The 13,984-nt window shown below is 71.7% G+C and carries 13 protein-coding genes; 8 read left to right on the plus strand and 5 right to left on the minus strand.

Translation table 11 applies throughout. The annotated features are described in order from the left end of the window. The first annotated feature begins 11 nt into the window (after nt 1-11). Genes H9623_RS12890 through H9623_RS12900 form a run of 3 tightly spaced genes read left to right on the plus strand, consistent with a single transcriptional unit; the run spans nt 12 to nt 2,988 of the window. On the plus strand, nt 12-1,451 hold the full coding sequence (locus tag H9623_RS12890; RefSeq protein WP_193720443.1) for an LLM class flavin-dependent oxidoreductase: 1,440 nt from the start codon (nt 12-14) through the stop codon (nt 1,449-1,451). After that, nucleotides 1,448-2,722 carry an MFS transporter gene (locus H9623_RS12895; RefSeq protein WP_193720444.1) on the plus strand — a complete coding sequence of 425 codons (1,275 nt, stop codon included), beginning with the start codon at nt 1,448-1,450 and terminating at the stop codon, nt 2,720-2,722. Before H9623_RS12890 ends, H9623_RS12895 begins: the two co-directional genes overlap by 4 nt. A 47-nt stretch (nt 2,723-2,769) precedes the next feature. Continuing rightward, nucleotides 2,770-2,988 (plus strand): helix-hairpin-helix domain-containing protein, encoded by a 219-nt coding sequence (locus H9623_RS12900; RefSeq protein WP_193720445.1) that lies wholly within the window; start codon nt 2,770-2,772, stop codon nt 2,986-2,988. Nucleotides 2,989-3,000: 12 nt separating this feature from the next. Here the strand turns inward: H9623_RS12900 and H9623_RS12905 are convergent, their stop codons facing one another. Together H9623_RS12905 and H9623_RS12910 are read right to left on the minus strand one after the other, a co-directional pair. Beyond that, nucleotides 3,001-3,360: a hypothetical protein gene (locus H9623_RS12905; protein WP_193720446.1), complete on the minus strand. Its 360-nt coding sequence runs from the start codon at nt 3,358-3,360 to the stop codon at nt 3,001-3,003. A gap of 9 nt (nt 3,361-3,369) precedes the next feature. Next, entirely contained in the window at nt 3,370-4,398 is a 1,029-nt protein-coding gene (locus H9623_RS12910; protein WP_193720447.1) for an endonuclease/exonuclease/phosphatase family protein, read from the minus strand. A gap of 269 nt (nt 4,399-4,667) precedes the next feature. On the opposite strand from H9623_RS12910, the gene H9623_RS12915 reads away from it, so the two are divergent. Next, complete coding sequence (locus H9623_RS12915) at nt 4,668-5,162, plus strand: hypothetical protein (RefSeq protein WP_193720448.1); 495 nt, start codon at nt 4,668-4,670, stop codon at nt 5,160-5,162. Between the two features lie 303 nt (nt 5,163-5,465). Here H9623_RS12915 and purL read toward each other — a convergent pair whose 3' ends face one another. Then, nucleotides 5,466-7,838, minus strand: a complete 2,373-nt coding sequence (gene purL, locus H9623_RS12920) for a phosphoribosylformylglycinamidine synthase subunit PurL (RefSeq protein ID WP_193720449.1) — start codon at nt 7,836-7,838, stop codon at nt 5,466-5,468. A gap of 180 nt (nt 7,839-8,018) precedes the next feature. Here purL and H9623_RS12925 point away from each other — a divergent pair, with 180 nt between their 5' ends. Then, entirely contained in the window at nt 8,019-8,975 is a 957-nt protein-coding gene (locus tag H9623_RS12925) for a DUF2599 domain-containing protein (protein ID WP_321575433.1), read from the plus strand. 34 nt (nt 8,976-9,009) lie between these two features. Beyond that, on the plus strand, nt 9,010-9,321 hold the full coding sequence (locus H9623_RS12930; RefSeq protein ID WP_193720450.1) for a hypothetical protein: 312 nt from the start codon (nt 9,010-9,012) through the stop codon (nt 9,319-9,321). Between the two features lie 232 nt (nt 9,322-9,553). On the opposite strand, the gene H9623_RS12935 is transcribed toward H9623_RS12930, so the two are convergent. Further along, nucleotides 9,554-10,135, minus strand: a complete 582-nt coding sequence (locus tag H9623_RS12935; protein WP_227748616.1) for a hypothetical protein — start codon at nt 10,133-10,135, stop codon at nt 9,554-9,556. Between the two features lie 146 nt (nt 10,136-10,281). Between H9623_RS12935 and H9623_RS12940 the strand changes: the two genes are divergently transcribed. Next, on the plus strand, nt 10,282-10,461 hold the full coding sequence (locus H9623_RS12940; RefSeq protein ID WP_193720452.1) for a hypothetical protein: 180 nt from the start codon (nt 10,282-10,284) through the stop codon (nt 10,459-10,461). A gap of 28 nt (nt 10,462-10,489) precedes the next feature. On the opposite strand, the gene H9623_RS12945 is transcribed toward H9623_RS12940, so the two are convergent. Beyond that, nucleotides 10,490-11,032 carry a hypothetical protein gene (locus tag H9623_RS12945; protein ID WP_193720453.1) on the minus strand — a complete coding sequence of 181 codons (543 nt, stop codon included), beginning with the start codon at nt 11,030-11,032 and terminating at the stop codon, nt 10,490-10,492. Nucleotides 11,033-11,548: 516 nt separating this feature from the next. On the opposite strand from H9623_RS12945, the gene H9623_RS12950 reads away from it, so the two are divergent. Beyond that, the coding region (locus H9623_RS12950) for a hypothetical protein (RefSeq protein WP_227748617.1) at nt 11,549-13,984 on the plus strand (2,436 nt) is incomplete at its 3' end.

Raw genomic sequence — 13,984 nt, forward strand, 5'->3', positions numbered from 1 at the left:
GAGGACGCACCATGACCCAGCAGCCCCGCCAGCTCAGCCTGAACCTCTTCATCCACCCGGCCGGCCACCACGAGGCGGCCTGGCGCCACCCGGACACCCAGCCCGAGCGCATCTTCACGGCCGACTTCTACACCGAGCTCGCCCGCCGGGCGGAGGCCGCGACGTTCGACGCGGTGTTCTTCGCCGACGGCCCCGTCCTGCACGACGGCGTCGAGTTCAACAGCGTGGGTCGCCTCGAACCGATCCTGACGCTCGCGTCGATCGCGGCCGCGACGACGCGGATCGGCCTGATCGCGACCGCGTCGACCACGTTCTACGACCCGTACAACCTGGCGCGGCTCTTCTCGACGCTCGACCACCTGAGCGACGGGCGAGCGGGGTGGAACATCGTCACGACCGCGAGCGAGGACGCGGCCCGCAACTTCGGGCTGGACTCGCACCCCGACCACGTCGAGCGGTACGCGCGGGCGGCCGAGTTCGTCGAGGTCACCACCCGGCTCTGGGACAGCTGGGAGGACGACGCGGTCCTGATCGACCGTGCGGCGGGCCGCTACGCCGACCCGGCGAAGATCCACGACGCGGCCTTCCGCGGCGAGCACCTGCGGGTCGAGGGCGCGTTCAACGCTGCCCGCTCGCCGCAGGGGCACCCGGTCCTGGTGCAGGCGGGCGCGTCGAACGAGGGCAGGGCGTTCGCGAGCCGCTACGCCGAGGCCATCTTCACCGCTCACCAGCGGCTGTCCGACGCGCAGGCCTTCTACGCCGACATCAAGGCCGGGGCCGAGGCCCTGGGCCGCTCGCGCGACGCGGTCAAGATCCTCCCCGGGATCAGCCCGTTCATCGCGTCGACCGAGGACGAGGCCCGCGCCCTGGAGCGCGAGTTCAACGAGCTCACGGTCCCCGAGTACGGGCTGCGCCAGCTCGAGAAGCTCACGGGCGTCCGGCTCGACCACGCGCAGCTCGACGGCCCCGTCCCGACCGAGCTGTTCGCCGACGCGGGCGACGTGACCGACAACTCGCGCAGCCGCCTCCAGGTCGTCGCGGGCATCGTCGAGCGCGAGCAGCCCACGGTCCGCGGGCTGCTCCACCGCCTCGCGGGGGCGCGCGGGCACCGGGTCGTCGCGGGCACGCCCGAGCAGGTCGCGGACACGATCGAGGAGTGGTTCACGCAGGGCGCTGCCGACGGCTTCAACGTCATGCCGCCGTACCTCCCGGGCGGCCTGGACGCGTTCGCGGACCACGTCGTCCCGATCCTGCGCGAGCGCGGCCTGTTCCGGACGGAGTACGAGGGGACGACGCTGCGCGACCACCTCGGCCTCGAGCGCCCCGCGAGCCGGTACGCCTCGACCGCCGATGCCCCGCACGAGGCGAGCGCGCAGGCGAGCGCACCGGACGAGGCGAGCGACGCCGTCGGGCAGGAGGGTGCCCGGACCACGGAGCCGGCCCTCGCGTGAGCACGCGCCCGAGCGCCCCGCCGGTCAGGCTGGCGTGGACCGTCCACGTGCCCGCCGCCGTCTGGGGCGTCGCCCAGGGCGCGGCCGCGCCGGTCGTAGCGCTCGCGGCACGCGAGCACAGCGCGTCCCTGGGCGTCGCGGGACTGGTCGTCGCGCTCGCCGGTCTCGGCCAGCTCGTCGGCGACCTGCCCGCGGGGCGCGTCGTCTCGCGCTTCGGCGAGCGGCGCTCGATCGTCGGGGCGGGGGTCCTCGCGGTGCTCGGCGTGGCGCTGTGCCTGATCTCGTGGTCGGTGGTCTCGCTCGCGGTCGGCGTGTTCCTCGCGGGCCTGTCCCAGGCCGTGTGGGGTCTCGCGCGCCAGACGTACCTCGCCGAGGCCGTGCCCTTCGCGCGCCGGGCCCGCATCATGTCGAGCGTCGCGGCCATGATGCGGGTCGGGTTCCTCGCAGGGCCGATCCTGGGTGCGGCCGCGATCCTCGCCGTCGGGACGCGGGGCGGGTTCGCGGTCCAGCTCGTGGCCGTGTGCGTCGCGGCGGTCCTCATGGGCCGCGTGCCCGACGTCGGACGCTCGCCCCGCACGCCCGGTACACCGGGCGACCCGCTCGCCCGGGAGGCGGGGCTGTGGCGCGTTCTCGTCGAGCACCGCCGGCTCCTGCGCACGCTCGGGCTCGGGGCCGCGCTCATGGGGTTGTCGCGCACGGCCCGCACCGTGGTCCTGCCGCTGTGGGCCGACCTCCTGGGGGTCGACGCCGCGACCACGAGCCTGGTGTTCGGGGCCAGCGCCGCGCTCGACGTCCTCGTGTCGATCCCGGCGGGGTACCTCATGGACCGGTTCGGGCGACGCGCGCTCGCCGTCCCGTCGCTCGCCGTCCTGGCCGCGGGGTACCTCGCGCTGCCCCTCGCCGGGGGTGTCGCGTCCCTGACCGTGGTGGCCCTGGTGCTGGGCCTCGGGAACGGGCTGAGCAACGGCGTCATCATGACCCTGGGGGCCGACGTCGCACCGCCCGGGCAGCGCGCCGAGTTCTTCGGGGCGTGGCGGCTCCTGCACGACGCGGGCGCCTTCGCGGGTCCGCTCGTCGTCGCGGGCACCGCCCTCGTGGCGCCGCTGGGGGCCGCGGCGCTCGTGGTCGGCGCGGCGTCGGCCGCGGGCGGGGCGGTGTTCTGGCGGTACGTGCCGGTGTGGGCGCCGTGGCCGCGCCCTTCCTCCGTGGCGCCGGCCGTGCCGGGACCGGATGCGGTCACCGGGGTCGCGGGCACGGTGGGTACTCGGTGATGCTGGACGTCCCCGCCCGTCGGCGGGCCGACCGAGAGGATCACGCCATGACCGACGATCGCGCCGCCGTCCCGCCCAGCGACCTCACGCCGCGCATCGGCAAGGTCGCGACGCGTGAGCTCGCCCATCACGGGTACACCCGCTACGAGGACCTCACGCGCGCGACCACCCAGGAGCTGCTCGCGATCCACGGGGTCGGGCCCCGGGCGATCCGGATCCTGGGCGAAGAGCTCGCCGAGCGAGGGGCAGGGTTCCGGGAGGCGTGACGCAGGGCTGCGTCAGGCCGTGATCACGTCGATGACCTCGGTGTCGTCGTGCCGCCGCGCCAGGGCCGTCACGACGGGCGGCTTGGGGACGGGCGGCTGCGCCTTGACCCCCGTGCTCTTGCTGCGGCGCGGCCGGGTGGGCACGGGGACGCCCAGGGACTTGAAGACCTTGCGCAGCTCGGCCTCTGTCCACCCCGCCGCGAGAGCGTCGGAGAACGCGAGCGCGTAGTCGCGCTCGGCGTCCTCGAGCTGCGCCTTGGCGGCGGCGACCTGTTCGGCGCGCTCGGACAGGACGCGGCCCGACTCCATGCGGTGCTCGAGGAGGTCGCGCAGCCGCGACTCGTACGTGGTGGCGGTCTCGTCGTCGCTCATGCCACCAACCTAGGGCCTGACCTGGACGGTCGCCAGGATCGCCAGGTGGTCCGTCCCGGGGATCTCGACCTGCCCGACGTCGCCGACGCGCATCCCCTCGTCGACCACCACGTGGTCCAGGTCGACGAGGGGCGGGTGGCTGCGGCCTGCGGGCCACGAGAGGTTGAGGCCGTCGCCCGCGAGCCGCGTCGCGTCGGCGAAGCGGCCGCCGAGCAGGTCGCGGAACGCCGAGTGGTCGTGGGTCGCGTTGAAGTCGCCGAGCAGGATCTGCGGCGTCGGGTCGGCGTGCGCCTCCTCGCGCAGCAGCGCGAGGTCCTCCGCCCACAGGTCGACCGCTCCGGGGGTCGGCGGGTGCGGGTGGGCGGCCGTGACGCGCACGTCCGTCCCGTCCAGCCCGACGACGGCGCTCGGCTGGTGGAAGCGGCTCGCCACCCCGTCCCGCTCGTCGGACAGCGGGGTCGCGCTCCACAGCCCGCTGCCCGCGGCGTCCTCGGTCGGGTGGAGCCGCGTCCACGAGTACGGCAGCAGGTCCTCGATCCCGGCGGCCACGAGCTCGGCCTCGAACTCCGCGCTCAGCTCGACCACGCTCAGCAGCTCGACCTCCTCCGCCCGGACCGCGTCGACCACGGCCAGCGCGTCGGCCCGCCCGTAAAAGACGTTCGTCGCCATGACGCGCAGCGTCCCGTCCGCACCGGGAGCGGTGCCCGGCCCCGGCACGAAGAACGGCACGAGCCACACCGCGTGCGCGACGACGAGCACCCCCGCGATCGTGCTGAGCACCCACCGCCGCCGGCTCAACGAGAGCAGCAGCACCACGAGCGCCGCGAGGGCCACCCACGGCGTGGCGGAGACGAGCTGCGCGAGGGGCGTCACGCCGTCGAGCCCCAGGGCGCGCGCGAGCGTGAGCGCACCCACCCCGACGAGGCACAGCGCCAGCACGACCGTCCACACGATCCCGCCGACGCGACGCGCACTGGACGGACCGCGCTCCTCGGTCACGACGGATCCGCTCACGGGGACACCTGCACCGTGTGTCATGCAGCGACCCTATCGACCGGTTCGCGCGGTTCCGGGCCGGTCGGTCCCCGCCGGTGCGGGAGCCCTGTGCAGCCCGCGGTGCGATCGTGTGAAGAACGCCTCGGCCCGGTCGGTGCCCCCGTGCGCGAGATGGGAGAAGTGTCTGCGAATCCGCGCCAGAACCGGACACTTCCGCCATCTCACGGCCGGGCGGTCGCTGCCGGGACGGGACGGACCAGAACCTCGAATCCCCTCGCTCACCCAGCGCCCGGCTCCCTAGGCTCGGCGGTATGACGGACGACGCGCGGAACACCTTCCTCGAAGCCCTCGCCCAGTGGGCGTGGCAAGGCCACCGCCACGGGCAGGACGTCGTCGACGCGGCGTGCGACGCGCTCGTCGCGGGCCTCGACTCACCCGCGCTGCGCGACCTCGCAGGGCTCTACCGGGACGCGCCGCGCGAGGTCGTCCAGCTCACGGTCGCCGACGTCGTCGCGGAGCTGGGGCTCGACCTCCCGGTCGGGCGCGACGCGCTGAGCCGCCACCTCCTTGGCCGCCAGGCAGAGGCGGTGCTCGCGGGCCGCCTCTCACCCAGGACGTTCGCGACCTGGGCTCTCCGGCACTTCGGGTACGACGTGTCGGGTGACCTGCAAGGGCTCGTCCTCGCGGCCGACGAGTACGAGTCGCACACGTGGCACCGCATCGGCGACTTTCCGAACGCCAGCCTGGCCGTCCTCGACGACGACGTCCGACGCATCGCACATGCCCTCCTCGCAGAACCGTCCTGACCTGCCCGGGCCCTCACCGCCGGGAGTGCCCACGGGTCCCACCCGGCGTGATGCGGTGGGTCATGCCGACGGACGCCCGTCGAGATTCGGCCAACTGGGGTTCGAGGCCGTCGCGCACCCCAGTTGGCCGCATCTCGCGCGAGAAGGGTGGGGCGCGCGTCACCGTGGGCGACCGAGCGACGACGACTCTCGCGCCGCTGTGGCGGACGCTGGCGGAGTCTGGCGGAGTCTGGCGCGAACGCCGAGGGGCGGGGCGCGGAGACCAGGTCTCGCACCCCGCCCCTCGGACGGCTCAGCAGCGGGTCAGCCGAAGATCCCCGGCAGCGTCGCACGGAAGACCTGGTCGGCCTCGCTCAGCGGGATCGTGAAGATGCCCTCGATCTCGAGCGACTCCCCGGTCTCGGTGACCTCGGCGGGCTCGGTGCCGGTCTCGCCGATCTTGAGGACGGGCACGCCGCGCGCGACGCACGCGTCGACCAGCTTGGTCTCCTCGCCGCGCGGCACGGCGACGAGCGCGCGGGCCGTCGACTCCGAGAACAGGGCCTCGAACGGGGTCACGCCGTCGCGCGCGGCAAGGGCGTCGATCGAGACCTTGGCACCGGTCCCGAAGCGCAGCGACGCCTCGAGGAGGCCCTGGATCAGGCCGCCCTCGGAGAGGTCGTGCGCGGCGGAGACCAGGTCGTCGCGGCTCGCGTTGACGAGGACCTCGGCCAGCGCACGCTCGGCGGCGAGGTCGACCTGCGGGGGCACGCCGCCCAGGTGCTGGTGGACGACGTCGGCCCAGGCGGAGCCGTCGAGCTCGGGGCGGGTCGTGCCGAGGAGGTAGACGGACTCCCCGGCCTCGCGCCAGCCGGACCCGGTCGCGTGCGCGACGTCGTCGAGCACGCCCAGGACGCCGACGACGGGCGTCGGGTGGATCGAGGAGTCGATCTGCCCGGGCTCGCCCGTGCCGTTGTAGAGCGAGACGTTGCCGCCCGTGACGGGGACGCCGAGGGTCTGGCACGCGTCGGCCAGGCCTTCGATGGCCTCGACGAGCTGCCACATGGAGTCGGGGTCCTCGGGCGAGCCGAAGTTGAGGCAGTCCGTGATCGCGAGGGGGCGGGCGCCCGTCGTGGCGACGTTGCGGTACGCCTCGGCGAGCGCGAGCTGGGCGCCCGTGCGCGGGTCGAGCTTGGCGTAGCGGCCGTTGGCGTCGGTCGCGAGCGCGACCCCGAGGCCCGTGGTCTCGTCGACGCGGATCACGCCGCCGTCGTCGGGCTGGGCGAGGGCCGTGTTGCCCTGGACGAACCGGTCGTACTGGTTGGTGACCCACTCCTTCGAGGCGAGGTTGGGCGAGCCGAGCAGGCGCAGCGCGGTCGCGCGGAGCTCGTCGGCGGTCTGCGGCCGGGCGAGCCCGGCAGCCACGACGGTGTCCGCGTTGAGGCCGTCCATCCACACCGGGCGCGCGTACGGGCGGTGGTACGTGGGGCCCTCGTGCGCGACCGAGCGCGGGTCGACGTCCACGATGCGCTCGCCCTGGTGGTCGATCGTGAGGCGACCGGTGCCGGTGACCTCGCCGATGACCGACGTCTCGACGTCCCACTTGGACGTGATCGCGAGGAACTCGTCGAGCTTGTCGGGCGCGACGACCGCCATCATGCGCTCCTGCGATTCCGACATGAGGATCTCGCCCGCGTTGAGCGACGGGTCGCGCAGCAGGACCGAGTCGAGCTCGACGTGCATGCCGCCGTCACCGTTGGACGCGAGCTCCGAGGTGGCGCACGAGATGCCGGCCGCGCCGAGGTCCTGGATGCCCTCGACGACGCGTGCCGCGTAGAGCTCGAGGCAGCACTCGATGAGGACCTTCTCCATGAAGGGGTCGCCCACCTGGACCGAGGGGCGCTTGGCGGGCACGCCGTCCTCGAACGTCTCGGACGCGAGGATCGAGGCGCCACCGATGCCGTCGCCGCCCGTGCGGGCACCGAACAGGACGACCTTGTTGCCCACGCCCGAGGCGTTGGCGAGGTGGATGTCCTCGTGGCGCAGCACGCCGACGCACAGCGCGTTGACGAGCGGGTTGCCCTGGTACGAGGAGTCGAACACGAGCTCGCCGCCGATGTTCGGCAGGCCGAGGGAGTTGCCGTAGCCGCCGACGCCCGACACGACGCCGTGCACGACGCGCGCCGTGTCCGGGTGGTCGACCGCGCCGAAGCGGAGCTGGTCCATGACGGCCACGGGGCGCGCACCCATCGAGATGATGTCGCGGACGATCCCGCCGACGCCCGTCGCCGCGCCCTGGTAGGGCTCGACGAAGCTCGGGTGGTTGTGGGACTCGACCTTGAACGTCACGGCCCAGCCGTCACCGATGTCGACGACGCCCGCGTTCTCGCCGATGCCGACGAGGAGGTGCTTCTTCATCTCGTCGGTCGTCTTCTTGCCGAACGTGCTCAGGTGCACCTTGGACGACTTGTACGAGCAGTGCTCCGACCACATGACGGAGTACATCGCGAGCTCGGCGGCCGTGGGGCGTCGCCCGAGGATGTCGCGGATGCGCTGGTACTCGTCCGGCTTGAGGCCGAGCTCCGCGAAGGGCTGCGCCTCGTCGGGGGTGGCGGCTGCGCGCTCGACCGTGTCGAGGTGCGGCCGGTGCTCGGAGGTCGCTGCGGCGGGCGTCGGGGCGTTGCTGGGGGCGGTCATCGAATCCCTCGGGGTGGCGTGCCAGCCGGCGCGTTCGACGAGCGTGTCATCGGGGAGGCGACCGGCACGGGGCTGCACAGGTGCGGCCAGTTTACGTGCGGTTCGGGGCTGCGGGGGAAGGCGTCCACGAACGGGACCGCCGGGGCAGGTCCGGGACGTCGGCGACGATAACCTCGCACGGTGACTCCTGCCGTCCGTCCTCGTCTCCGGCCGCGCCTCGCCCTCGGGGTGAGCGGCGCGCTCGCGGCCGTCCTCCTGGGAGGGTGCTCCCTGCCCGACGGCGCCGCTCCCGCCCCGTCGTCGTCCTCGCCCGCCGAGGGGGTCGCGTCGGGGACGCCCGCTCCCGAACCCGAGGTGTCGACGCAGACTCTCGCGGCCGACGGGATCGAGATGCTGCTGTCGGTGCCGCTCACCGAGACCGACGAGACCGACGAGGGCGACGAATCCGGCGGGGCCACCGACGCCCCGGTCACGGTCACGCCCGACGAGGACGGGTCCAGCAGGGTCGCGTTCGTCCTCGCCCTGCCGGCGGCGAGCGCCGGCGACGCCGACGCGACCAGCGGCCCGGTCGCCGCGCCCCCCGCGACGCTCGACCTGGTCTCCCCCGCCGACGGCTCCCTGGTCCGCAACAGCGACGGCAGCCTCAGCGTGCTCGACGCCGCGGGCACGACGCTCGGCGGGTTCTCCGCGCCGGAGGCGACGGAAGCGTCCGGTCCTGCGGCCCGTGCAGGAGTCGTGGTCGTGGAGCCGACCCGCGCGGAGGTGCACGTGCAGGCCGAGGGGGCTGCGGCGTCGGGCGCCCCGGGCGAGACCTCGCCGACACCGCAGAGCGTGACCGTCACGACGTGGCTCGGCGCGCAGGGCGTGCGCAGCGCGACCTGGGGCGAGCGCGAGGGCGGGCGCTCGCTCGCCGTGGACCCGACGCCGTGGGCGAGGCTGTCCGGCATGGTGGGCGAGGCGACCGCGTGGGCGCAGCTCGTCGCGAGCGAGCCCGAGGCCGGCTCGCGGACCATGCGCGACCAGTTCGACTGCCACGCCCTGGGCGCGACCGACAAGGCGACGTGGAACCTGGAGCCGTGGCGGCCCGACGTCGGGTTCCTCGCGACGGCCGCGGCACGCTGCAACCCGACGGGCTGACCCCTTTCACGGCCGAGAGCCCTAGCATCGTCGGATGCCCACCGACCTCCCGCCGTCCTCCGTCCTGCTCGACGCGGCCGCGACCTGGGCCGCCTCCGTCGGGAGCGGCCCCGAGGTCGCCCTCGTCGAGGAATGGGTCTGGCCCCACGGTCAGTCCCGGGTGGCGCGCGTACGGACGGGCTCGGGCGACGTCGTCGTGAAGTGGGAGCGCTCGGCGCGCAACGTGGAGCGCGAGGTCGAAGCGCTGCGCCGGTGGGTGCCCGCGCTCGGCGACGACGCGGGCCAGCTGCTCGCGGCCGACGTCGCCGCGCACGTGCTGGTGCTGACGCACGTCGCCCCGACCTGAGGGCGCCTTCACGATCGGCAATCTCGGGCCCAGATCGCTCCTTCGAAGCCCTCCGACGGTACGGTTCGGGGGCGGCGAACCAACGTCAAACGACCAGACGAAGCGGCGCGGATCCGCTCGCCTGCCGTAGCCGTGCGTTGCCCGGCTCCACGAGTCCGTGAGGGCCTTCGCCGTTCGACAGCGTCAGGTCCAACGATCGGTGGTGCCGCGGATGGTGCGAGCGACCTCAAGCTCACAGCGACGCAGGTAGGCCGAGCCGCGGTCGACCCCCGACCACCGGTGGGCCTCGACGTCCAGGCGCACGGCGGCCTGCTCCCACTCTCGCGTGCTGACCAGGCCGACACCGCGCTCCCGAGCGCGCGCGAGCAGGCGCCGACGCTCGGAGGCGCTGAGCGCGGTGGCGGGGCCCCACGACGACGTACCGCATGCCGTCGAGCAGGGCCGCGACGATGCCGGCAGGATCCTCGCCGGCGTGCGGGATCACGGCCAGACGCTTGAGCGAGATCCCGGCCTGCACGGCCGCGAGGTACCCGAGCGACGGGGCCCCGACGACGGCGACCCAGTCCGAGGCGCGCTGCGACTGCGCGATCAGCGCGAGAAGCAGCGATGTCGACCCCTGGATGACGCTCGCCGTGCCGACCGGCAGGCAGCCACCATCGAGGATCGCTCCCAGTGGCCGAGGGGCTTCCTCGATGTCGGGCACCGACGGCGCCGACGAGCGCACGCCGGTGCGGAGCTCGGCGCGACGCAAGGTCGCGCGAGCAGCCTCCAGCGCCTCGAGCGCGGCCATCGTCACCCATCCAGTATCCGTCATGAATCGAACAGGTGTTCGAATAGGATGGGATGATGGGTTGCCGTCGACGGTCGCCGGCAGGCGGATGGCCAGCCGGGTTCGAGTCAGTTCCGCTGCGCGACGGCGCCGAGGAGGCGCCACAACTCGCACGCGTTGAGGCTGCGATCGTGCGTCCCGAGGAGGGCATCCCGGTGCGAGCATGGATCACCCAGCGTCAAACCGGCGAGCAGCACGTCGACGGCGAGGCCATCGCCTGGGCCGGTCGTCAGGTCTGGGTCCGCTACCTCGACCCCCACGGACGCGAAGGATGGGCCTGGCTATGGGCCGACGCTGTCGAGCGTCGCTGAACGCTTGAGGCCCCACCAGGCGGAGGCCCTACATCAGTCGCTCATCGGCGAGCACGAACGTCTTGATCGTCCCCAGTAGGGCCCGGATCTTCCTGTTCTGCGCGGCCGTGATGGCTTCCTTGTCGTGCTTGTTGAACATCTTCAACAAGAAGTCGCAGTCCCCCCACCCGTCGCCGCCGTTCCATGCGTTCGGCGGGAAGGCCCCCTGGTCGTACAGGTCCCTGATCAGGGCGCGGGAGAAGTACTCGGACGTGAGCTCGATCCACTCGCGTGCGGTGATCGCTTCACGAAGATGGAGGAAGCGCTTCAGCACGTCGACCTCCTGGTCGAGGTCGGAGCGGCCGAATTTGTTGACACAGACGCTACCGATCGGGAACAGGAGAGCGCCGTTGCGCTGGTTCACGATCGTGAAGAGATCGACGAGCCCGGTCTTGCCACATACACAGACCCCACCTTGCGCATGGTCGTACTCGACGCCGACCACCTCCCACTCCATGACTGCATCTGCCCAGCGAGTAGCCACCGATTCTCCGACTACCGCATCCTGGAGCGCTGCGAAGTTCACCGTCATCATGTACCTCCCGACACCGGACTCTAGGACGTACCAGCCCGCCCTCAAACTGACCCCTGCGGAGAGGCACGTCAGCCGTTGACGCTAGATCCGCGCCGACCGTAGAACGGGTCTGCTGTATGGATGGGTCCTCGGGCGGATTTCACCCGCTCGCGTCTTCGTAGGTTCGATGCGGGGTGGGCTATGTTCCGTGCACCATCGCTGGTTGTGAGCTTGCTGTGAGCCAGGCTGGGGCCCGCCCGTAGGGGGTGTGGGTTTCGGTATTTGGTACGCGCTGGTGCGTGCCACGTTGGATCGGGCTGCTTCGCGATGACGTTCTTGGTGTCGTTCTCTGGTGTTCCTGGTGCGTGGCGCGCGTCGATCGCGTCGATAGCGGGGGCTGTAGCGCTGAGCGTGGGTGTGGTGTCGTTGCCCGCGCCTGCGGCTGCGGCTTCGGTGATGGCTGAGGTGACTGCGGAGTCGCCAGCGGTGGACCCAGCGGACGTACCGCGTACGGCACCAGATTCCGGTTCGGCGATGGTGAACGCGCGGTTGGCGGGTGTGCCAGTGGAGGACCTGTCGCAGCGCACGGAGTTCGGTTCGGTCTGGGCGTTGCCGAACGGGCAGTGGACGGCACAGCAGGGCTCGGGGCCCGTGTGGGTGCGCACGGGCGGAGATGGCACGGCCGAGGCGGACTGGGCGCAGGTCGATCTGACACTTGCAGCAGCCGAGGACGGTACGGTCCGTCCAGTCGCGGCTGTGTCCGGTCTGGAGATCTCCGGTGCGGCCGATCCGGTAGACGGCGGCGTCGTGAAGCTCGCGTCGGTGACAGATCCCGACACCGGGGTGGTCTCAGCGCTGCACTGGTCGGGCGCTTTGCCCACGCCGATGCTCGAGGGCAAGCGCGCAACCTATGCGGGCGTGCGCGACGGATTGGACCTGGTGGTCGAGGCGACGAACACGGGCTTCGAGCAGTTCTTCGTCGCGCAAGACGAGGCCGCGGCCCGACTCGCGATCGAGGATCCTCTGACAGTGACGGCCGAGGGCGGCACTGTGTCGGCGACCAGTGACGGGGGCATGGAGATCACTGCCGCATCAGGCGAGGTGGTCAGTCTTGGCGCCACGCCGTTGGCGTGGGACGCGCGGGCAGAGGAGCACCGCCCGGACTCCTTGCTTGGGTCGGCGCCGGTCGTCGATTCGGCCGCACCGCGGCTAGCGCCGCTGCCCGAGTTGGACGTGCTCTACGGGACTGAGTCAGCGTACGAAGAGACGCCCGCCAAGGAACCCAAGGCAAAGCCCGGTTCCGCGACTCCACATCCGGTTGACGCGACCGAGGCGGACCCGCTGTCGGCCGCGGTGACACTTGACGAGTCGGTTCATGTCATCGATGCATCGACGGCAACCCTGTCCCTCTCAGGGGTCGAGGAGATCCTGGCTGACCCGAAAACGACATTCCCGGTCGTGATCGACCCCCAGGTGAGCCTCAACCGGGGATTGGACCTGTATGTCCAGACGGACTCGACGGTCGACACGTCGGCGCGCACGTACATGCACATGGGCACCTACAACGGCGGGACCGTCAAGGCGCGCGGCATCATCAACTTCCCCACGTCGAAGATCGCAGGAAAGGTTGTCACGGCTGCGTCGATGGAGCTGTGGAACTTCCACTCCTACTCGTGCAGTGCCCGAAACTGGGAACTGTGGCACACCGGGGGGATCTCGACCGCAACACGATGGACGAACCAGCCAGCCTGGTTGACGAAGCAGTTGACGACCTCGACCACCAAGGGCTACTCCGCGTCATGTGGGGCGGGCTGGGCGACGATGAACGTCAAGGGTGCGATGACGTACGCGGCTGATCGTGGCGACGCGCAGATCACGCTGGGAGTGAAAGCGGAGAACGAGTCGGACTCCTATGGCTGGAAGAAGTTCTACTCGGCCGACAACGGAACTTACATTCCCTCGGTCTGGGTGACATACAACTCGTACCCGAGCGCACCCTCGAACTACGGTCATCCGGTCGGCGAGTACGCCTGGTGGCCGAGTTCTACCGATGCGAACAGGGTCTTGTATGCTAAGACGCTCAAGCCCAAGTTCTATGCGGTGGGAGCAGATCCTGACGGCGGCAACATCAAGGGATTGTTCTCCGTCCTTAATTCGAGCGGCACGGCCGTCTGGAACCAGCTGTCGGGTTCGACCGTAGCGTCGGGCGGACGGTCGGAGTTTGCGCCAGCATCCGCCACGCCCGCGCTCGTAAGCGGAGCTGCTTATAGCGCACGGGTATGGACAAGCGACGGGACACTGACGTCCAAGACTTACAAGACCTGGAATTTTACCGTCGACACCGTTAAGCCGAATGCCTCGACGATCACGGCGTCGGGGTATGCGAACGGGCAGTGGAAGGACACAGCGCCGTCGTCGAACGCGTTCACGCTGAAGTCGACCTCGACGGACGTGGTTCGGTTCGAATACTCGCTCGACGGCGGTGCGTGGACCTCGATCGCAGCGACGGGCACAACGCCGACCGCCACGATCTCGTGGAACCCGGCGAACGGGGCGCACACGCTCAAGGTCCGCGCGATCGACAAGGCCGCATGGACCTCGGGGGAGACGACGTTCAGCTTCGGCGCGGGTGGCGCTGCTCTGGCGTCCCCGGCGACCGGACTCAAGTCCACCGACACTTTCCAGGTCAAGGCCTCCGGGCCGACAGCAGGGTCGGGCACCGTGACACCATCCATCTGGTGGCGTGCTGCGGGCACCGCGGAGCCGGCCAACTACGACGGGTCGAAGGGCTCGACCACGGGGTGGACGAAGGCGACCGACCTGCCCGCTGTCGCGGCGAACACTGCCGTGTCGGTGAACCGGCAGTGGTCGGCCGCGGCCGCGGCCGAGGCGCTGGGTAAGTCGCGGGTGCCGGTGCTGTTGGACGTGCAGGTGTGTTTCACCTATTCCACCTCCTCGATCGTGCGATGC

The organism is Oerskovia douganii (assembly GCF_015142735.1).
GTDB lineage: Bacteria > Actinomycetota > Actinomycetes > Actinomycetales > Cellulomonadaceae > Oerskovia > Oerskovia douganii.

Coding starts and splice junctions, on each gene's coding strand:
- H9623_RS12890 (WP_193720443.1), top strand. CDS start 12: ATGACCCAGCAGCCCCGCCAGCTCAGCCTGAACCTCTTCATCCACCCG.
- H9623_RS12900 (WP_193720445.1), top strand. CDS start 2,770: ATGACCGACGATCGCGCCGCCGTCCCGCCCAGCGACCTCACGCCGCGC.
- H9623_RS12905 (WP_193720446.1), bottom strand. CDS start 3,360: ATGAGCGACGACGAGACCGCCACCACGTACGAGTCGCGGCTGCGCGAC.
- H9623_RS12910 (WP_193720447.1), bottom strand. CDS start 4,398: ATGACACACGGTGCAGGTGTCCCCGTGAGCGGATCCGTCGTGACCGAG.
- H9623_RS12915 (WP_193720448.1), top strand. CDS start 4,668: ATGACGGACGACGCGCGGAACACCTTCCTCGAAGCCCTCGCCCAGTGG.
- purL (WP_193720449.1), bottom strand. CDS start 7,838: ATGACCGCCCCCAGCAACGCCCCGACGCCCGCCGCAGCGACCTCCGAG.
- H9623_RS12930 (WP_193720450.1), top strand. CDS start 9,010: ATGCCCACCGACCTCCCGCCGTCCTCCGTCCTGCTCGACGCGGCCGCG.
- H9623_RS12935 (WP_227748616.1), bottom strand. CDS start 10,135: ATGACGGATACTGGATGGGTGACGATGGCCGCGCTCGAGGCGCTGGAG.
- H9623_RS12945 (WP_193720453.1), bottom strand. CDS start 11,032: ATGACGGTGAACTTCGCAGCGCTCCAGGATGCGGTAGTCGGAGAATCG.